This window comes from Psychroserpens sp. (assembly GCF_047633235.1).
Taxonomy (GTDB): Bacteria; Bacteroidota; Bacteroidia; order Flavobacteriales; family Flavobacteriaceae; genus Psychroserpens.
In genome coordinates, this window is record NZ_JBLIET010000045.1 from 1 (window position 1) to 19,771 (window position 19,771).

Consider the following 19,771-nt stretch of genomic DNA (forward strand, 5'->3'; position numbering starts at 1 on the left):
GCATTCGTGAATTCGTGGCTATTTTATTTATATTTACAACATGCAAATCCCCAAAGGAAAAAAAATATATTTCTCAAGCGATAATCATTTAGGTGCTCCAACCGATGAGGCATCACTGCCGCGTGAAAAGAAATTTGTAGCTTGGTTAGACGATGTTAAAACAGATGCTGCAGCTATTTTTCTATTAGGTGATCTATTTGATTTCTGGTTTGAATATGGTACAGTAGTTCCAAAAGGATTTGTAAGAACTCTAGGGAAATTGGCTGAAATTAGTGATTCCGGTATTCCAATCTATTTTTTTGTTGGTAACCACGACCTTTGGATGAATGGGTATTTTGAAAAAGAGCTTAATATTCCTGTGTATCACAAACCTAAAGAATTCACCTTCAACGACAAGACGTTTTATATTGCTCATGGTGACGGTTTAGGACCTTTTGATAAAGGTTACAAACGCATGAAAAAAGTATTTACAAACCCTGTTTTCAAATTTCTATTTAAATGGTTGCATCCAGATATTGGGATGAAAGTTGCACAATATTTATCTGTAAAAAACAAGTTGATTTCTGGAGAACATGACGCCACTTTTTTAGGAGAAGATAAAGAATGGCTCATTCAATTTAGTAAATCACAGCTAGAAGAAAAACATCGTGACTTCTTCGTTTATGGGCACCGTCATTTACCAATGGATCTCGAAATTGGTAAGGGTTCCAAATATGTAAATCTAGGGGATTGGATTACGTACTACACTTATGGCGTTTTTGATGGTGAGGACTTTGAGTTGAAGACTTATAAGTGAGTTAGGAGTCTTCATTCTCATGCGCCTCAATATCTTTAGTTAAATCTAAGGTTCTAAACGTAGGAGATACCAATGCTGTAGTTATTACTGTTATCAAAGTCATCGTACCACCAAATACAACAGCTGTTGCTGTGCCCATGAGTTTAGCTGTAAGACCACTTTCAAGTGCACCTAATTCATTAGAAGATCCTACAAACATAGAGTTTACTGAAGAGACACGACCACGCATATGGTCTGGTGTTTTAATTTGAAGAATGGTCTGTCTAATCACCATAGACACACCATCTGTAACGCCACTAAAAAACAATGCAACGACCGAAATCCAAAATACGGAGGACAACCCAAATACAATAATACAGACTCCAAAACCAAAAATAGCAACCAATAATTTCATACCTGCATTTTTACTTATTGGAATATATGCAGTCACTAACATTGTTAAAAAAGCACCAACCGAAGGTGCTGCTACTAAAACCCCAAAACCTTGAGGTCCAACTTTTAAAATATCTTGAGCAAAAACTGCTGCTAGCGCTATGGCTCCTCCAAATAAAACAGAGACCATATCTAAAGTTAAAGCTCCTAAAACCGCTTTGGTCTTAAAAACAAACGATAAACCTTCAGTTAAACTCGATACTATATTCTCTCCAATTTTTGGATTGAGAATCGGTTTTTTAGGGATTTGAAACAACATAATAAACGAAAACACAACGAGTCCAAAAACGACACATAACGACCAGTGAACACCAATCCAGCTAATTGAAAATCCAGCAAAACCAACACCTAAAACACGTGCCATTTGCCATGTAGAACTATTCCACGTTGCTGCGTTAGGATATATTTTCTTCGGAACAATAAGCGCAACTAGTGAAAATATAGTGGGTCCAAAAAATGCTCTTAAAAAACCCCCAAAAAACACCAAAGCATAAATGGAGTAGAGAATACTATTTTTAGACCATGCCTCTATAACCGATTGAGATGTTAACCAAAATAATCCGAAACTTATTAAAGAAAAAGCAGCAATACATAACGCTAAAAGATTTCGTTTTTCACGCTGATCTACAATATGACCCGCAAACAAGGCCATAAGAAACGCAGGGGCAAACTCAAAAAGACCTATTAAGCCTAAACTCAAAGGGTCTTTTGTTAACGCATAAACCTGCCATTCGATAACAATAAATTGCATAGACCAACCAAAAATTAAGGCAAAACGCACCAATAAAAATATATTGAATTCTCTGTATCGCAATGCTGCGTATGGGTCTTTTTTTTGCAAAATAATGAGATAACAGACCTTAAAGATTTTAACAACCTGATAGATCTAATTTAGTTTTATGTGCAAATGTAAAATAAGAAGTCCTCTTATTTTAGTTTTTTATTAAATACTAAAATTGTAGTGCTTCTCGGTATAAATTGAATTTATCTTATATCTCGCAACTTCAATTGCAAACTCACATTCCCTTGCCAGTGATTTTCATCAATGGAATATACCGCGTCAAACGCTTTTTTATTTCTAATCAAATTACTCTTATCACCTAAGTTAAAACCAATACACACTATTTTTTCTTTGCCTTGGCTCGCAGTTAAACGCAAGTGCTTATCATCCTCACCAACACATTTTCCATACCCTGTATCTTTTATATTTTTAGTCATGAAAATTGGTGTCATATTTCCCGGTCCAAAAGGCGCAAACTGACTAATAATACGATGAAATTTAGGTGTAATATCCTGTAAATCAATTTGCATATCAATTTTAATTTCTGGTTTCAGTAAGTTTCTATCAATAGTTTTGGTGACCTCATCCTCAAAGGCTTGTTTAAAGGCCTTATAATTTTCTGGATGGAGAGTTAATCCTGCTGCGTATTTATGTCCGCCAAATTGCTCAATATGTTCTGCGCAAGCTTCTAAGGCATTATACACATCAAAGCCTTTTACTGATCGCGCTGATGCTGCTAGTTTATCACCACTTTTTGTAAAAACTAACGTTGGTCTGTAATACGTTTCAATTAATCTAGAAGCAACAATCCCAATCACACCTTTGTGCCAAGTGTCGTGATAAACAACGGTTGTTAATCGGTCTTCTTCTTTATTTTCTTTAATTTGATCTAACGCTTCTTCAGTAATTCGCCTATCGGTTTCTCTTCTATCGAGATTAAATTCGTTGATTTCGTGGGCGTATGTTTTGGCCAATTCTTCATCGGTCTCGGTTAGTAAAGTCACTGCATAGTTACCATGTTTCATTCTTCCTGCTGCATTTATTCTGGGAGCCACAATAAATACAACATCCGTAATTGTGAGTGCCTTTTTTTCGACCTGTTCAATAATAGCTTTAATTCCTGGTCTTGGTTGAGTATTGATGATTTGTAAACCAAAATAAGCCAATGCGCGATTTTCACCAACAATAGGAACAATATCTGCACCGATTGCAGTCGCTACCAAATCGAGGTATTCGCCTAAATCTTCAACAGTTTTTCCGTCTTTTGAGGCTAAGGCCTGTATGAGTTTGAATCCGACGCCACAACCACAAAGTTCTTTAAATGGATAGTTGCAATCGTCTCGTTTAGGATCTAAAACGGCCACTGCTTTTGGTAATTCCTTGCCTGGTCTATGGTGATCACAGATAATAAAATCTACCCCTTTTTCTAAAGCATAGTTTATTTTGTCAATCGCTTTTACACCACAGTCTAATGCAATTATTAATGAAAACTCGTTGTCCTGAGCAAAGTCAATCCCTTTATAAGAAATCCCATAACCTTCATCATAACGATCAGGAATATAAGTCGCAATTCTATCTGATTTTGTTTTTAAATAGGAAGACATTAACGCAACCGAGGTTGTTCCGTCCACGTCATAATCTCCAAATACTAAGATGTTTTCATTGTTGAGCAGCGCTGCTTCAATTCTTGCCACTGCTTTATCCATATCTTTCATAAGAAACGGATCATGCAGCTCATCAAAACTAGGCCTAAAAAAACGTTTCGCTTCCTCGTAAGTATCTATACCTCGCAAAGTAAGCAGAGTTGCTACAGATCGATCTACCTGAAGGGCCTTTTGCAACGCTTCAACGGTTTTAGAATCTGGTTTTGGTTTTAGCGTCCAGCGCATAATTTTTTAAGAAATAAAACGGGTATATATAATCTTGAGATTCGATGGAATTCAGTGTAATTCTAATTATGATAATGAATTGATGTTTTTACTTCAGAAAACATTCGGAACATTTCCATCACACCACAATACGTATCTATCGACATATTAACTGCCTTTTCAATTTTTTTCTCGTCTAGCTCATTTCCGTAGAAATGATATTCAACAGACACTTTATTATAATATTTAGGATGCTCCTCTGTGAGTTCTCCATAGGTATCAATTCTAAAATCTGAAAAAGGCACTTTCATTTTCTTAAGAATAGACACCACATCCAATCCAGAACAACCCGCCAAAGCTGACAACATCATGGCTTTTGGTGATACACCCGAATTATAACCTCCATTTTCAGGAGAGGCATCCATCGTGACCAAATTTCCGCTTGGATTATCAGATTCAAACTGTAAGTTTCCTTTCCAATGCGTGACTACTTTATGAGACATATCTAAAGAATTTTTCGTTTATTGTTAATGAACTCATTTAAGCGTTTTCAATTTGCTAAAACATCACTCTTTTATAACTGTTTTTCGCTCTTTTTTATTTCCATAGCAGTACTATGCGACTAAAAAAAGACTTCAACTAATCAAAAAAGCGGTAATTTTCGCTATAACTCAAAATGTTTAAACAAGTTCAACTCAAAAATACCACTTAAAAAAACAAAACTATGGCATTAGTAACTCCTTTATCTGCAGAACACGATCCAGAAACGCAACAATTAGCCGAATTCTTTAATGAGACGCTTGGCTTTTGTCCAAACTCGGTGTTAACTATGCAACGTCGCCCTGCAATTTCAAAGGCATTTATAAACCTCAACAAAGCGGTTATGGCTAATGATGGCGGAGTGACTTCGGCGCTTAAACGAATGATTGCTTGGGTTTCTAGTAATGCTACAGGCTGTCGTTATTGCCAAGCACATGCTATTAGAGCGGCAGAACGTTATGGTGCAGAGCAAGAGCAATTAGATAATATTTGGGAGTATAGAACACACAGTGCCTTTTCTGACGCTGAACGTGCTGCGCTTGATTTTAGTTTGGCTGCTTCTCAAGTGCCAAATGCGGTGAATGCAGATATTAAAAGCCGTTTATATGAACACTGGGATGAAGGAGAAATCGTAGAAATGCTTGGCGTTATTTCTCTCTTTGGCTACCTAAACCGCTGGAATGATTCTATGGGAACAGATATCGAAGACGATGCTGTTGAGAGTGGAAATCAATATTTAGGTAAACACGGTTTTGAGGTTGGAAAGCATGATGGTTCTAAGTATTAGCCTGTTTTTAGTTTACAGTTGCAGTTTCCAGCGGTTTACTGTGGTGTGACACGAGTCGAAATATGATATATAAAAAATTAACCTCTTTTTTTCGATGCTTCGGAAATTGGAGGTTTTTTTATAGAGAAAAGGTTATTCAATATACTTTGAACACTTCTAATTTATTCACTTTTTCCCACCAACCACAATTACAATCTCCCCTTTTGGTGGTTTATTTGTGTAATGCTCTAAAACTTCTTTCGCAGTACCTCTTACCGTTTCTTCATAGAGCTTGGTGAGTTCTCTGGATACAGAAACTGGTCTATCTTCTCCAAAGTACTCACAAAAGTGAGTCAATGTTTTTATCAATTTATGCGGACTTTCATAAAAAATTACCGTTCGAGTTTCTTCTGCAAGAAGCAATAACCTAGTTTGTCTTCCTTTTTTTACTGGTAAAAAACCTTCAAATATAAATTTATCATTTGGTAAACCAGAATTAACCAATGCTGGAACAAAAGCAGTAGCTCCTGGTAAACAATCCACTTCAATATGATGTTCTACACACGCTCTCGTTATTAAAAATCCAGGATCTGAAATAGCTGGAGTTCCTGCATCACTGATAAGTGCAATCGTAATTCCACTTTTTAATTTTTCAACTAAATTATCAACCATTCTATGCTCATTATGCATATGGTGACTTTGCATTTGTGTATTAATCTCAAAATGTTTCAAGAGCTTTCCAGAGGTACGTGTGTCTTCTGCCAAAATTAAATCGACGTCTTTTAAGACTTCAACAGCACGAAAAGTCATGTCTTTTAAATTTCCGATAGGTGTGGGTACAATATAAAGTTTGCTCATTGGTAAGAGATTTCATATCAAATTTACAATGTTTTCATACAAATTGACGCAACCTTTACCAATATTTAGCATCTTTATAGAAACCAACCGTTTTATGATTGAAAAATTAGTGCGCTTTGTGTTTTTTATACTTTTCTGCACACAATTGACAGCGCAAACAACAGATTTGTCAATTGTTGCTCAAGCACAAAGCACTGCAGGCGCAGCTGTATCTCAGGTTGAAATTTTTAAGGATTTTCAATACATAGTGACCATTATTAACTCTGGAAATGCAGTTAGCAATGCAGCGTTTCAAATCACTATGGATGACGATTTACAAAATCTAATGTTAAGTAGTATTACTTCTCAAAATAATATAGGAGGCGCAACTATTGCTGGAGGTTTTAATTTATCTACAACCAACGTACTAACAGGAAGCGTTTTAAGTTTACCAACAGATTCTAGCGTGGAAATCAAAATAGAGGTTGCAGCACCATCTGTGGTTGGAGGAATTGCAATAGACGCTATAATTTCTCCACCAAGCGGAACGACAGATACTAACACCAGTAATAACCAGTCTCTAATTTCTATTGATGTTATAGATGTTGACATCAACTTTCCTTAACTCATGAGCAAATTTCTCCTGCAACAGGTACAGCTATACCATTATGGAATTCTCCTGTAACTTATCAATTTACGATTACCAATAACAGTGAGATAGATTTCCCTGTAGATGCTATAGAAGCGCGTTTAACCTTATTAACACCTTTAGATTTTGGAAGACCTAATGCGCAACTCATATCTCTAGAATGTATTGAAGCAACAAATAATACAGAATGTCCTAATGTCATTGGGATTTCTGGAAGTCCTCTCTTGGTTAGTGCGACGGTAGATATGTTAGTTTATAGTCAACCACATCTATATACTCTATGTGGATTCATAACGTATGAGATAATGTACCAATATTTAGATCCGTCATGTGCTATAGAATTAGACCAAACTAATGTTCAAAGCAGAGTAGAAATCACATTAGATCATAGTAATTCTGGTAATAGTCTCTCCAATCCTGTACTCACCAATTTATTAGAGTCTGAATTGTGTCAAACCACAGACGTTTGTATTGACACGATACAAATTGACCCAGACCCTTTAACGATTGTTAATTGGAATCAAGAGGTCACTGTTGAGACTACAGTATGCAACAATGGTCCGTTGGATGCGAACATTGCTTTTTTTCTTCAAAACTTAGCGCCAACAATAGCGTGGGACATATTACCTGTTGAATGTATTGGCACTACAGGAACCATCTCTTGTGATGACATCATTATCACTATTAATGATGTTTTCTGGGTGAGTGATGCGTTTATAATACCCGTTGATGCTACGGTTACGATGCAAACCATAGCTGTTTTTCTAGAACCCGATAGTTCTCCAAATGCCGAAAAGAATCAAATAAGTGTTAGAAGTGGAGTTACTGTCTTAGAAGCAGATATTTTAGATTCTAATATCTTAAATAATGCACAAAACGATACGGTTTTACTACAACCAACATCAGCTTGTGAGATTGTCAATCTTAAGGTTACAAAAACTCAAATCAGCCCTGAGTTACCAGATGGAGAATCACCAGTTAACCCTATAGATTTCGGAGAAGTCAGTTATGAAATTACGGTTGAGAACCCAAGTGATTTAAATACATTTATTGAATTATAAGAATTTATTCCTGGCCCAAGAATGATTGCTTATACAAGTACATTAGTCTCTGTAAATTGTGTATCACCTACTGGAACTGCATCATGTTTTGAAATTCTAAATACTCATATAGGTGCTGAATTGGGTGGCATAACTGAAAGTGGCATTTTTGATACATTTTGGGAAATATTACCAGAAGATGATTGGAGTTTACCAGCAAATAGCGCTGTTACTTTTGAAGTTGCTGTGCTTTGGAATACCGATTGCTCTGTTAATCCAAATCCTGTCACAAATGCTGTAGTCGTGGACAATCCAAATAGTAATATCGATAATGATTTAGGGGACAATGAAGCCGAAGTCGTCACATTTTTTGCACCTTGTGTAGATTTGGTCGTTCAAACCTTTCCAGAGTTTACTCAAGTAAACGTTAATCAAGCTTTTGATTGGATTATAGATATTACAAATAGTGAAAACAGTTCTGACGCCATAAACATAGCCTTTGAAGACACCCTTAATGATGTATTCACAATTACGGGAACACCCACTTGTGTTGTCACAAACGGAATCGCAACTTGCAACACTGGACTCGACATCACCACTAATAGCGTTACAGGAACCATTGCAAATATGGATGCTGGATCAACCATTAAAATTAGAATTCCTGTAACCGCACCGAGTTTTGGAGGGGCCTACAATAACATCGCAGTAGCGACTCCAAATGAAGATGATAATCGTGAAGTCTCTCCAGAAACCAATACCTCAATTAGTAACATTCAAGTAGTCACCCTAAGCTTATAAAAAATTACGCCCCTACAACAATTACGGTTGGAGAACAAAGCACGCTCACGTTTAGGATTAATAATTTAGCCGAAAATTCGTCACAAATTGATATGTCCTTTACAGATGTTTTTCCTTAGGAAATTACCCTGATTTCACAACCGCAATGGCTACAACAAAATGACTGCACTACAACATTTATAGGTGATACTAATGATAATTTTGCTGGAATTTCAAATTTGATATTTCCCGAAGGTGTAGCGTTTTGTTCCTTCACTGTTGTTGTGACTTCAAACGTTCCAGGTAGTTACCTCAACGACACGACTAATTTTGAAGACCAAAATAATATCGATACCTCGCAAACCAATGCAGAACTGACCGTTTTAGATGATAACTCTAATGTGGATATCGAAATACTTAAAAGTGTATTCCCTCAAGAAGCATCCATTGGAGATCAAGTAACGTTTCAAATTACAGCAACTAACCTAGGAACAACAGAAGCTACAGATATTACAATTCTTGACGTGTTTCCTAATGGGATGAACTTTGTATCTGCATCAACTTCCATAGGGTTATTTGATGACGTCACTTTTATTTGGTCTATTGATGTGTTATCGAGTAATCAATCTGAAACCTTAACAGTTGTTGCTCAAATCTCGTCAAGTACAGCACTTTTAAACACAGCGCTACTTAGTTCTTTAAATGAACCAGATAGGGATGATACCAATAATAGGGATGATGCTGAAGTTACCATTGATGACTGTATTTATATAACAGACGGATTGTCACCAAATAACGACGGCCTTAATGATACATTTCATATTGAATGTATTGAAGAATTCCCAGATAACAATCTTAAAATATATAATAGATATGGTGTTCAAATCTATGGAAGTAATAATTACCAAAATAATTGGGATGGCAGAGCAAATACGGGTTTAACAAGGACTTCAAACGCGCTTCCTGTTGGTGTTTATTTTTATATTCTAGACTTAAAGACTGGAGATGAACCTAGGACCGGTTGGTTGTATCTAAATTACTAGGTGTATTAAAATTTCCGAATAAAAACCATTTAAACTTAATCAAACTTTCGCTCAATAATATTAAAAAAACGTGATTCAAATTCCTCTTTACCTTTCCAATTATTATAATCTGGTTTAACAATATCGTTAAGAAGATGAGAAGCCTCTTGGTAAGTACTTGTTGTATTTAATTGAGATAACACACGTTCATAATTTTGAACTTCACCATTAAAAAGGTGCTTAATAAATGCTAATTTATCATTAAGACCTATGTTTAATCCACTGTTTTTAAGTTTATCATTTAATGACTTTCTAAGATTCTCATTAGCCTGACTAATAGGCTCAAAAACCGGTATTTCCTCAAAGCCAGCAGTGATATCTTCTAAGTGTGTTTTGGGCATTTCTTTTTGAGCTACAGCACTCGCAAACATATCATCTACTTGTTGTGATTCTTGTGGCATTTGGGCCACCATATCTTTTATTTTTTCCATCACTGGCTCATAGATACCGTCGTCTTCATTTTCATCAAGATTGACATAAATTTTGTCATCATGTTCAATATTATCACTTACTTTATTATTAAAAGCGGTATCTAACATTCCAAAGAAAGAAGAATCGATTCCAATTATTGGTAAATCGCCTTCAAAATTCTCCTTTGCAAATTTTAACACACTTAGTTTTTCATATAAAGCTCCTGTTTCGGCATGCAATTTTGCAATATCTTCTTTTCCTGTAAGCTTTAAGACTCTATGGGCAATACTAATTAAATCTGCCTCAAGTTTCTTCTTCATAACTTTTGTTTTTAATTCCTGATTAGGTTTTTAATTTTTAATAAATTTACATCATCTTTATACAAAACGAACGCTAAGTTAGTTTTAGTGTTAAAATTACGAAATGTTTCTCGAAAATACAGTAAATCATAAAGAACAATTTGGATGGATTGAAGTCATTTGTGGCTCAATGTTTTCTGGTAAAACCGAAGAGTTAATTCGCAGACTCAGACGTGCTCAATTTGCAAAACAAAAGGTTGAAATTTTTAAACCTACAGTTGATGTGCGTTATGATGAAGATATGGTCGTATCTCACGATTCTAACGAAATAAGGTCTACGCCTGTTCCCGCGGCTGCAAATATTCCAATTTTGGCAGATGGCTGCGATGTCGTCGGTATTGACGAAGCACAATTTTTTGATGATGAAATTATTAGAGTTTGTAATGATTTAGCCAACAAGGGTATTCGTGTTATTGTGGCTGGATTAGATATGGATTTTAAAGGTAATCCTTTTGGACCTATGCCAAGTTTAATGGCAACTGCCGAGTATGTCACCAAGGTTCATGCTGTTTGCACTAGAACCGGGAATTTAGCTCAATACAGCTACAGAAAGGCCTCAAGTGACGCACTCGTTTTATTGGGAGAAGTTGATGAATATGAACCCCTAAGTAGAGGAGCATATTACAAAGCAATGTTACATGAAAAAGTAAGTCATATGGATGTAAATGAAGCTGAGGAAATCCCTAATAAAGATGGTAAATCAAATGCCTAAAGCTAGAGAAACTGTTTTAGAAATTGATTTAAAAGCACTAAAACACAATTTTCAGTATCTTAAATCAAAGCTTAATAGCAACACCAAAATATTAGCAGTTGTTAAGGCATTTGCTTATGGCAGTGATGCGAATGAAGTTGCCAATTATCTCCAGAGTTTAAAAGTAGATTACTTTGCTGTGGCTTATGTTAGTGAAGGTGTTGCACTTAGGGATGCTGGTGTAGAAACACCTATTTTAGTCCTCCATCCACAAGCTATAAATTTTAAAACCTTAATTGAGCGTTGCTTAGAGCCTAGTTTGTACAGTGCTAAAATCTTTAATGAGTTTATCGCTATTGCTTCCGAAGAAAAGCAAAGTAACTATCCGGTTCATATTAAATTTAATACAGGTTTAAATAGATTAGGGTTTTCTGAAAATGATGTGGACTATATTGTTTCTAAAGCTATGGAAACGTCTGCCATTAAAGTGAAATCTATTTTTTCTCATTTGGCGGCAAGCGAAGATCTTAATGAAAAAACGTTTACAGAACGACAGATAAAAACATTTAAATCTATTTCGAAAGAATTTTCTAAAGCTATCGGTTACCAACCCATGCTTCATTTAGCAAATACGTCTGGTGTATTAAACTATCCTGAAGCGCATTTAGATATGGTTAGAACTGGAATTGGATTGTATGGTTTTGGAAATTCTAAAGAAGAAAATAAAAATTTAAAACCTATCGCAACACTTAAGTCTGTAATCTCTCAGATTCATACTATAGAAAAAGGAGAAACGGTAGGCTACAACAGGGCATATAAAAGTGAGGGAGTTGAAAAAACAGCCACCATACCAATTGGTCACGCAGATGGAATAGGCAGACAATATGGAAATAAAAAAGGCTTTGTCACTGTAAATGGAAACAAAGCACCAATCATAGGTAATGTCTGTATGGATATGATTATGATTGACATAACTAATATTAATTGTCACGAAGGGGATGAAGTTATAATCTTTGGTAATCACCCAAATGCCTCTCAATTTGCAGATGCTACAAATACAATTACATATGAGATAATTACCGCGATTTCTCAACGCGTTAAACGCTTACTTATAAAGGATTAATATCTTTTTATTGTGTTTTGTGACTTTTTAACTAAATTGGAGTCCTATAACTAACTAACAAAACATTCAAAATTATGTTTAAAGAATTTAAAAAATTTATAATGACAGGAAATGTCATTGATTTAGCTGTTGCTGTAATCCTAGCAGGAGCTATGGGAATGGTAATTAACGGATTTGTAATTGACATTATGATGCCAGTTATAGGAAACTTTGCTGGAGGAGTTGATTTTGCTGACCTAAAACACGTCCTGTCTCCTGCGACAATTGGAGCAGATGGTGAAATCATAAAACCAGAAAATGCTGTCATGTACGGTAAATGGGTAAATTCAATCATCAATTTAATTATTGTAGGTCTTGTTTTATTTATGATTGTTAAAGCATACAATAAAACAAAAACTCCGCCAGAGCCAAAAGCTCCAGCAGGACCCTCTGAACTTGATATTTTAAAAGAAATTAGAGACTCGTTAAAAAAATAAGGGCTTTTAGCTAACCGCTACATTACCTATTTAATTAAACTTAAACCGCTTCACATGTAAGCGGTTTTTTCTTGTTGAATTCTTAAAAATTATATTTTAAAATCAAAAACACTAGTTTTAACAAGACGCTTTATTTATTAAAAATAAGTGTCTTGTTAAACTGATTTAATCTAATAAAATCTATAATTTTATAGCTTAAAATTTCATACAATGAAAATAGCTGTAGTTGGTGCCACTGGTTTAGTTGGCGAAGTCATGCTTAAAGTTCTTGCAGAACGTAATTTTCCTGTTTCAGAATTAATCCCAGTGGCCTCAGAGCGCTCAATTGGTAAATTAATTTCGTTCAAGGGAAACGATTACAAAGTTGTCGGAATACAGACAGCTATTGATATGAAGCCTAATATTGCGTTATTTTCGGCTGGAGGTGATACGTCTTTGTTATGGGCTCCAAAATTTGCTGAAGCTGGCATTACTGTTATTGACAACTCTTCGGCTTGGAGAATGGATCAATCAAAACGACTTGTTGTTCCAGAAATTAACGCGGCTCAATTAACTTCCGAAGATAAAATTATTGCAAATCCAAACTGTTCTACCATACAAATGGTTATGGCTTTAGCCCCTCTGCATAATACATACAAAATCAAGCGTATTGTTGTTTCTACTTACCAATCTATAACAGGTACTGGTGTGAAAGCGGTTAAACAATTAGAAAATGAAATGGCTGGAATAAAAGGTGAAATGGCATACCCTTACCCAATTCACCAAAATGCAATTCCTCATTGTGATGTATTTGAAGAGAATGGCTACACTAAAGAAGAAATGAAATTAGTGAGAGAAACTCAAAAAATATTCGATGATCGCACAATTGCAGTAACAGCAACCGCTGTAAGAATACCAACTGCTGGAGGACATAGTGAATCGATAAATGTAGAGTTTGAAAATGATTTCGATATAGTCGAAGTAAGACACTTATTAAATGAATCCCCAGGAATAGTCGTCCAAGATAATATTGATGTAAATACTTACCCAATGCCAATTTATGCCAATGGAAAAGATGATGTTTTTGTCGGTAGAATTCGTCGTGATGGTTCTCAACCTAATACTCTAAATCTATGGGTGGTAAGTGACAATCTTAGAAAAGGTGCTGCAACAAATACGATTCAAATAGCAGAGTATCTATTGAAACAAAATTTATTATAAATACTTCAAGTAATTAGGTAGGGTTTTTCATATACAAGATGTTTTATAATTATGAAAACCACACGATGTATAAATAGGACAGAGTTTAATAGATTTTATAAACAAATTCACTCTTGTTGTCTGATAAAAAGTGCATTACAACTAATTAATTATAAAGACTATTGGTTTGTATTTATATTTACTTTCCAAATTGCACATTAAATGTTAAAAAAATACCTAAAATTCTTAAGTATATTTACGTTAGCCTTAGGTTTATTTTCCTGTAGTGATGACGTTAATTATATAGCAATAACAATTGAGGCCAATTCTGATAGTATAGCGGTTTCTCAAAATAGTTCTATTACAATTGATGTTTTGGCCAATGATATTAATGTTCCTAGTAGTGGATTACTAAACACCATAACGTCTCAAAACGGAACAGCCCAAGTTTTAGACCCTAATTCAACTCCAAACGATCCATCAGATGATGTTATTCGTTACACACCTAATAATGACTTTGTGGGAAGCGATTCATTTCAATATATAATTTGCGATGACAACAATAACTGCGGAACAGGAACAATTAATATCACAGTGACACCTGTATCTACTGTAAACTTTAATTTAGAAGAGGTTCCATTTAATACACTTTCAGAATATAACTTTTTTGATGGCGTAATGAAAGATTTAGACCCATCATTTGGTGTTTTCCCTTATGATTTAAATTCTAGTTTATTTTCAGATTATGCTCATAAAAAGCGATTTGTATGGATGCCTGAGGGCTCTAAAGCAAATTATAATAGTGATTTTACGCCTTTAGATTTTCCTGTTGGGTCTGTGCTAATCAAAAACTTCTATTACGACAATGTGCTACCAAATAACACAACACGCATTATAGAAACTCGATTAATGTACTTTACTCAAGATGGGTGGGATTTTGCAGAATATGTTTGGAATGATGAACAAACCGAAGCAACTTTTACGAATTCGGGAAGCTTTACAAATGTTGACTGGCTAGAAAACGGTGTTACAAATACTGTTACTTATAGAATTCCGTCACGAAATGAATGCTTTGCATGTCATAATAAATTTGGTACTCCTGTGCCAATAGGTCCAAAACCACAAAACTTAAATAGAGATTTAAGCTATCCAGATGGCGCTGCAAATCAATTACAAAAATGGATTGAAGTAGGTTACTTAGAAAACAATCTCCCTACATCAATAGTCTCTACAGTTAAGTGGGATGATGAATCTCTTGATTTAGATTTAAGATTACGGTCCTATTTAGATATTAATTGTGCGCATTGCCACTCAGAAGAAAGCTATTGTGAGTATAGACCAATACGCTTTGCTTTCCATGAGAGTGAAGATGATACTAATAAAGGTGTATGTGTAGAGCCAGATACGCAAATTGAAGGTACATCATTTATAGTTGCTCCTGGAAATTTAGAGGCTTCTGTGCTAAGGTATAGAGTAACTTCAATTGAAGAACAAAATAGAATGCCAATCATAGGTAGAACGCTTAAACATGAAGAAGGCGTTCGATTAATAGAAGAATGGATAAACTCGCTTAATATAGACTGTCAATAAAATAAAATTATTATAATTATGAAATCAAAATTACTCATCTTAACAGTTTTAGCGATAGCACTTTGTATCCCCTCTTTTGGGCAACCTGCTAACGATAATATAAGTGGTGCAATTCCAATTACGCCTTCTCCTGAAGGTACTGGTTGTGGTACGGAAAGTTTTTATTTGCCTTTTTCAACTGACGGAACCACAGATAGTGGTGTTCAAGGGTCATGTACGAGTTCTGCCAATGATCAATTCTTTACATGGACAGCAACAAGTACCGGGTTGTTTTTTACCTCTGGAAATCCTGGAAACCCAGGAATAACAATATGGGATGCAACAGGAACAATTGAAATTTCGTGTACAGATACCTTTGTAAGTGAAAACATATCTGGATGGGCTATTAACGATGAGTTAATCATTCAAATTTATGATTATGCGTTAAACTCTGATGTCGCTTTCTGCTTAGAAACCTCTAATTTTGTTGCTCCTCCTCCTGCACCTATTACCTTTGATTCACAATCTTCGGGAGCTTCAGGAAGCTATAGAATCGCAATAGTTGATATGAATGGTGATTTCCTTGATGACATGGTTTCTATTTCTTCAAGTAATATTAATATTAGAGAACAAAATACAGGTGGTGGTTTTACAACTAAAAATATTACGACTACTAATGCAGATTTCCCTCCGACATGGAGCTTAGGAGCTGCAGATTACGACAGAAACGGTTATACAGATTTATTATACGGTGGCGGTAGTGGAGTTACTTTCATGAAGGCAAATAGTACAGGAACTGGTTTTACAGAAATTTCTGGACCTGAAGATGTATTCTCTCAACGTTCAAATTTTGTAGATATAAATAATGATGGTAACCTTGATGCTTTTGTATGTCATGATGTTGCTCCAAATGTGTATTACTTAAATGATGGTAGTGGCAATTTAACGTTCAACCAAGGCGGGCTAGGAAATTATCCTTCTGGTGGAAATTATGGGTCTATTTGGATAGATTATGATAATGATAGAGACTTAGATTTATTTATTGCTAAATGTGGTGGAGAAGTTGCTCGTAGAGTTAACGAAATGCACACCAATGACGGAAATGAAAATTATACCGAAAATGCTATAGCTATAGGCCTTGCTGATCCAATGCAAACTTGGTCTGCTGCTTGGGGTGATTTTGATAGCGATGGTGATATGGATGTTTTTGTAGGAGCCAGCTCTGGACCTCATAAACTTATGAGAAATGATAATGGAATGTTCACAGATATTACATCAGGTTCAGGTATTAATGTTCTCTCTAGTACTTCTACAGAAACTGTGACTTTTGATTTTGATAATGATGGTCATTTAGATTTAGTCTCTGGTAATAATATTTTATTCGGAAAAGGGGATATGACATTTGATGTTTACACGAATGTATTTCCGGGTTCTGGCTCTTTTGGGGATTTAAATGATGATGGTTATATTGATTCGTTTAACTCAGGAGCTATTTATTATAATAATGCTGAAAGTAATAATAACTGGATTAAAATACATACAACAGGGACTGTTAGTAATATAAATGGTATTGGAGCTCGTGTTGAGGTTCATACACCTTCTGGTATTAAAATTAGAGATGTAAAAAGTGGTGACGGGTTTAGATATATGAATTCTTTAAACACTCATATTGGTATTGGTACAGATAATACAATTAATAGTGTTGTTATTTATTGGCCTTCTGGTATAATTGATACCATCACAAACCCATCAATTAATGCAGCATTAGAGGTTATTGAAGGAGATACATTAAGCTTAGAAAACTCTTTAACAAATGAATTAGTTATTTATCCTAACCCGGCAAAAGATGTATTAAATATTAATTCTTTAGAATTAAATGATAATATGATTTACACAATTTTTGATATAACGGGTAAGAGGATAATGAATTCTAAACTTAAAGAGTCGTCCATTGATATTTCCAAATTATCGCCTGGTAATTACGTTTTAAGAATTGTATCAGGTTCTTCGATAAAGAGTCAAAAATTTGTAAAATACTAAACAAAAAAGCCTCTAAATTAACGATTTAAAGGCTTTTTTGTTACTTTTATGCACTATACTTAACTTGACTATGAAAAAAATTACTCTCGCTCTCTTATTATTTAGTGCTTTTCTTAGCTACTCCCAAACATTAAATCAACCTGCGAACTGGCCTAACTCAAATTGGAGTATTACAGGTGACTATTTAACAGATGCTAATATATTTGAAGCCAATCCAACAGTAACGTCAAACTTTGCATATGATGATGACGATGCTCAAAACGGTCACAATGATGATATTGCAGCAGAGTCTCCAATCATAAATTTAACAGCTGCCTTCAATGCTGACGAAAGCTGGCTTTCAGTTGGAGGGAGTTATGTTTTTCATGATTTTGGTGAAATTCTAATCATTCAATATTGGGATGCAGACTCAAGTTCTTGGGTAAACTGGGGAAATGAAATATCAGGAACTCAAAACCCACCAACAGATAATTTCTGTTCTGGAACTTATGAAGGATTTAATTCCGCTCCTTTAAATATTGCATCATTTAGTCCAAATCAATTAAGTAATTTTAGATATCGGATTTCTTATGACGATAATAACATTTGGGGATACGGTTTTTGTTTTAACTCTCCTACAATAAGTTCACAAACACCACCTGCTTGTCCGAATGTTTCTAACCTAAGTGTATCTAATATTAATACAGATACTGCAAATGTTAATTGGCAACCAGGAAGTACAGAAACAAATTGGGAGATTGTTATTCAGGCTACTGGTTCTGGAGTACCTACTAGCTCAGGAATTTCTACAACATTAAATAATCCTTACCCCGTTTCTGGATTATCTTCATCCACTTCTTACGAGGTTTTCGTTAGAGGTCTCTGTGGAGGTTCAGATTATAGCAATTGGGTTGGGCCTTTAACGTTTACCACTTTAGTTGATTCACGCGTTAATTTCTCAACACAGCCAATGTCTGCCAATGATTATGACCTAACTGTAGTTGATATGAATGGAGATCACTTAGATGATATCATCTCTGTATCTCAAAACAGTGTTAAAGTTCATTATCAATTAAGCACAGGGGGCTTCAATGAGGTTGATTTATCTACACCTAGTGCGAATTTCATGCCTAGTTGGAGTATGGCAGCTGCAGATTATGACAGAAATGGACAAACAGATTTATTATATGGTTCTGGTAGTGGTGTCACCTTTATGAAATTAAATAGTGCCGGTACTAGTTTTACACAGTCATCTACTTCAGACTACGTCTTTTCTCAGCGTTCTAACTTTGTAGATATCAATAACGATGGTCACCTCGATGCGTTTGTCTGCCATGATGTAGCGCCTAATGTTTATTATATCAATGATGGTTCGGGAAATCTAACATTTTACCAATCTAATGTTACGCCTAATGCACCTGTAAATTTAGGTGATTATCCTTCTGGAGGGAATTATGGATCTATCTGGATAGATTATGACAACGATAGAGATATGGATATGTTCATTGCAAAATGTGGTGGTAGTGAAGATCGAAGAAAAAACAACATGTTAACTAATAATGGTGATGGGACTTTCAGTGAAAATGCCGCAGCTTTAGGCCTTGACGATATTATGCAAACATGGTCTTCGTCTTGGGGAGATTATGACAACGACGGTGATATGGATGCATTTGTAGGAGCAAGTTCAGGAACCCATAAGCTGTTAAGAAATGATGGAAACGGTGTTTTTGTTAATGTGACTTCAGGTGCAGGCGTCAGTGGCGCACCAAATGGTCACGAAAACGTAAGCTATGATATTGATAATGATGGCTATTTAGATATCCTCTGTAATGGTACAATTCTCTACGGAAAAGGTGATTTAACATTCGAAGATGCTGATAATGGCCAACTAAACTACGCCAATGGATCTTTTGGAGATTTAAATAATGACGGTTTTGTTGATGCATATTATAATGGAAATATTTATTGGAATCTCACAACAAATAATAATTGGATTACTATAAATACTGTTGGAGTACAGAGTAACATTGATGGTATTGGGGCAAGGGTTGAATTAACAACTAGTAACGGTACTCAAATTAGAGATGTAAGAAGTGGAGAAGGGTTTAAATACATGAGCACCTTAAATACGCACTTTGGAATCGGAACCGAAACGCAAATAGATAACATCGTTATTTACTGGCCATCAGGTATTATAGACATTATTAATGACCCAGCAATTAACGCACCTCTTGAAGTTGTTGAAGGTGCCACACTTACATTAGAAAATTCATTTGTAAATGATCTATTTATATATCCTAACCCAACTAAAGATGAATTAAACATCTCTAGTATAGATAGCTTACAAGATGCTATCTATACAATTTTTGATATCAA

The 19,771-nt window shown here is 35.2% G+C and carries 19 protein-coding genes; 13 read left to right on the forward strand and 6 right to left on the reverse strand.

Annotated elements, in window-relative coordinates:
• Positions 1–40 precede the first annotated feature (40 nt).
• On the forward strand, positions 41–796 hold the full coding sequence (locus tag ACJAZK_RS12440; protein WP_415224278.1) for a UDP-2,3-diacylglucosamine diphosphatase: 756 nt from the start codon (positions 41–43) through the stop codon (positions 794–796).
• A 1-nt stretch (position 797) separates the two neighbouring features.
• Here ACJAZK_RS12440 and ACJAZK_RS12445 read toward each other — a convergent pair whose 3' ends face one another.
• From ACJAZK_RS12445 to ACJAZK_RS12455, 3 genes are all read right to left on the reverse strand, one after another.
• The gene (locus ACJAZK_RS12445) at positions 798–2,069 is read right to left on the reverse strand and encodes an MFS transporter (protein WP_415224279.1); all 1,272 of its coding nucleotides are present in this window, start codon (positions 2,067–2,069) and stop codon (positions 798–800) included.
• 143 nt (positions 2,070–2,212) lie between these two features.
• The gene (gene recJ / locus ACJAZK_RS12450; protein ID WP_415224280.1) at positions 2,213–3,898 is read right to left on the reverse strand and encodes a single-stranded-DNA-specific exonuclease RecJ; all 1,686 of its coding nucleotides are present in this window, start codon (positions 3,896–3,898) and stop codon (positions 2,213–2,215) included.
• A gap of 62 nt (positions 3,899–3,960) precedes the next feature.
• Positions 3,961–4,380, reverse strand: coding sequence for an OsmC family protein (locus ACJAZK_RS12455; RefSeq protein ID WP_415224281.1), 420 nt, complete (start codon positions 4,378–4,380; stop codon positions 3,961–3,963).
• Positions 4,381–4,601: 221 nt separating this feature from the next.
• Between ACJAZK_RS12455 and ACJAZK_RS12460 the strand changes: the two genes are divergently transcribed.
• Complete coding sequence (locus tag ACJAZK_RS12460) at positions 4,602–5,204, forward strand: carboxymuconolactone decarboxylase family protein (RefSeq protein WP_415224282.1); 603 nt, start codon at positions 4,602–4,604, stop codon at positions 5,202–5,204.
• Positions 5,205–5,369: 165 nt separating this feature from the next.
• Here ACJAZK_RS12460 and rsmI read toward each other — a convergent pair whose 3' ends face one another.
• Positions 5,370–6,041, reverse strand: a complete 672-nt coding sequence (gene rsmI, locus ACJAZK_RS12465) for a 16S rRNA (cytidine(1402)-2'-O)-methyltransferase (protein WP_415224283.1) — start codon at positions 6,039–6,041, stop codon at positions 5,370–5,372.
• Between the two features lie 28 nt (positions 6,042–6,069).
• Here rsmI and ACJAZK_RS12470 point away from each other — a divergent pair, with 28 nt between their 5' ends.
• Positions 6,070–6,645 (forward strand): hypothetical protein, encoded by a 576-nt coding sequence (locus ACJAZK_RS12470; RefSeq protein WP_415224284.1) that lies wholly within the window; start codon positions 6,070–6,072, stop codon positions 6,643–6,645.
• Between the two features lie 64 nt (positions 6,646–6,709).
• Here ACJAZK_RS12470 and ACJAZK_RS12475 read toward each other — a convergent pair whose 3' ends face one another.
• Positions 6,710–6,871, reverse strand: a complete 162-nt coding sequence (locus tag ACJAZK_RS12475; RefSeq protein WP_415224285.1) for a hypothetical protein — start codon at positions 6,869–6,871, stop codon at positions 6,710–6,712.
• A 103-nt stretch (positions 6,872–6,974) separates the two neighbouring features.
• Here ACJAZK_RS12475 and ACJAZK_RS12480 point away from each other — a divergent pair, with 103 nt between their 5' ends.
• The 3 genes from ACJAZK_RS12480 (at position 6,975) to ACJAZK_RS12490 (ending at position 9,529) form a co-directional block, all read left to right on the forward strand.
• Positions 6,975–7,730, forward strand: coding sequence for a hypothetical protein (locus tag ACJAZK_RS12480; protein ID WP_415224286.1), 756 nt, complete (start codon positions 6,975–6,977; stop codon positions 7,728–7,730).
• Positions 7,731–7,751: 21 nt separating this feature from the next.
• Entirely contained in the window at positions 7,752–8,507 is a 756-nt protein-coding gene (locus ACJAZK_RS12485) for a hypothetical protein (RefSeq protein ID WP_415224287.1), read from the forward strand.
• A gap of 218 nt (positions 8,508–8,725) precedes the next feature.
• Positions 8,726–9,529: a gliding motility-associated C-terminal domain-containing protein gene (locus tag ACJAZK_RS12490; RefSeq protein WP_415224288.1), complete on the forward strand. Its 804-nt coding sequence runs from the start codon at positions 8,726–8,728 to the stop codon at positions 9,527–9,529.
• A gap of 35 nt (positions 9,530–9,564) precedes the next feature.
• Here the strand turns inward: ACJAZK_RS12490 and ACJAZK_RS12495 are convergent, their stop codons facing one another.
• Complete coding sequence (locus ACJAZK_RS12495) at positions 9,565–10,299, reverse strand: hypothetical protein (protein ID WP_415224289.1); 735 nt, start codon at positions 10,297–10,299, stop codon at positions 9,565–9,567.
• Between the two features lie 103 nt (positions 10,300–10,402).
• On the opposite strand from ACJAZK_RS12495, the gene ACJAZK_RS12500 reads away from it, so the two are divergent.
• From ACJAZK_RS12500 to ACJAZK_RS12530, 7 genes are all read left to right on the forward strand, one after another.
• Positions 10,403–11,050 carry a thymidine kinase gene (locus ACJAZK_RS12500; RefSeq protein WP_415224290.1) on the forward strand — a complete coding sequence of 216 codons (648 nt, stop codon included), beginning with the start codon at positions 10,403–10,405 and terminating at the stop codon, positions 11,048–11,050.
• Complete coding sequence (gene alr / locus ACJAZK_RS12505) at positions 11,043–12,152, forward strand: alanine racemase (protein ID WP_415224291.1); 1,110 nt, start codon at positions 11,043–11,045, stop codon at positions 12,150–12,152. The genes ACJAZK_RS12500 and alr overlap by 8 nt, the downstream gene beginning before the upstream one ends.
• 74 nt (positions 12,153–12,226) lie before the next feature.
• Positions 12,227–12,628: a large conductance mechanosensitive channel protein MscL gene (mscL, locus tag ACJAZK_RS12510; protein ID WP_415224292.1), complete on the forward strand. Its 402-nt coding sequence runs from the start codon at positions 12,227–12,229 to the stop codon at positions 12,626–12,628.
• A 210-nt stretch (positions 12,629–12,838) separates the two neighbouring features.
• Complete coding sequence (locus tag ACJAZK_RS12515) at positions 12,839–13,828, forward strand: aspartate-semialdehyde dehydrogenase (protein WP_415224293.1); 990 nt, start codon at positions 12,839–12,841, stop codon at positions 13,826–13,828.
• A gap of 201 nt (positions 13,829–14,029) precedes the next feature.
• Positions 14,030–15,397: an Ig-like domain-containing protein gene (locus tag ACJAZK_RS12520; RefSeq protein ID WP_415224294.1), complete on the forward strand. Its 1,368-nt coding sequence runs from the start codon at positions 14,030–14,032 to the stop codon at positions 15,395–15,397.
• An 18-nt stretch (positions 15,398–15,415) separates the two neighbouring features.
• Positions 15,416–17,416 (forward strand): FG-GAP-like repeat-containing protein, encoded by a 2,001-nt coding sequence (locus tag ACJAZK_RS12525; protein ID WP_415224295.1) that lies wholly within the window; start codon positions 15,416–15,418, stop codon positions 17,414–17,416.
• A 70-nt stretch (positions 17,417–17,486) separates the two neighbouring features.
• The coding region (locus ACJAZK_RS12530; RefSeq protein WP_415224296.1) for an FG-GAP-like repeat-containing protein at positions 17,487–19,771 on the forward strand (2,285 nt) is incomplete at its 3' end.

Coding starts and splice junctions, on each gene's coding strand:
- ACJAZK_RS12440 (WP_415224278.1), top strand. CDS start 41: ATGCAAATCCCCAAAGGAAAAAAAATATATTTCTCAAGCGATAATCAT.
- recJ (WP_415224280.1), bottom strand. CDS start 3,898: ATGCGCTGGACGCTAAAACCAAAACCAGATTCTAAAACCGTTGAAGCG.
- ACJAZK_RS12455 (WP_415224281.1), bottom strand. CDS start 4,380: ATGTCTCATAAAGTAGTCACGCATTGGAAAGGAAACTTACAGTTTGAA.
- ACJAZK_RS12460 (WP_415224282.1), top strand. CDS start 4,602: ATGGCATTAGTAACTCCTTTATCTGCAGAACACGATCCAGAAACGCAA.
- rsmI (WP_415224283.1), bottom strand. CDS start 6,041: ATGAGCAAACTTTATATTGTACCCACACCTATCGGAAATTTAAAAGAC.
- ACJAZK_RS12470 (WP_415224284.1), top strand. CDS start 6,070: ATGTTTTCATACAAATTGACGCAACCTTTACCAATATTTAGCATCTTT.
- ACJAZK_RS12475 (WP_415224285.1), bottom strand. CDS start 6,871: ATGACATTAGGACATTCTGTATTATTTGTTGCTTCAATACATTCTAGA.
- ACJAZK_RS12480 (WP_415224286.1), top strand. CDS start 6,975: ATGTACCAATATTTAGATCCGTCATGTGCTATAGAATTAGACCAAACT.
- ACJAZK_RS12485 (WP_415224287.1), top strand. CDS start 7,752: ATGATTGCTTATACAAGTACATTAGTCTCTGTAAATTGTGTATCACCT.
- ACJAZK_RS12495 (WP_415224289.1), bottom strand. CDS start 10,299: ATGAAGAAGAAACTTGAGGCAGATTTAATTAGTATTGCCCATAGAGTC.
- ACJAZK_RS12500 (WP_415224290.1), top strand. CDS start 10,403: ATGTTTCTCGAAAATACAGTAAATCATAAAGAACAATTTGGATGGATT.
- alr (WP_415224291.1), top strand. CDS start 11,043: ATGCCTAAAGCTAGAGAAACTGTTTTAGAAATTGATTTAAAAGCACTA.
- mscL (WP_415224292.1), top strand. CDS start 12,227: ATGTTTAAAGAATTTAAAAAATTTATAATGACAGGAAATGTCATTGAT.
- ACJAZK_RS12515 (WP_415224293.1), top strand. CDS start 12,839: ATGAAAATAGCTGTAGTTGGTGCCACTGGTTTAGTTGGCGAAGTCATG.
- ACJAZK_RS12520 (WP_415224294.1), top strand. CDS start 14,030: ATGTTAAAAAAATACCTAAAATTCTTAAGTATATTTACGTTAGCCTTA.
- ACJAZK_RS12525 (WP_415224295.1), top strand. CDS start 15,416: ATGAAATCAAAATTACTCATCTTAACAGTTTTAGCGATAGCACTTTGT.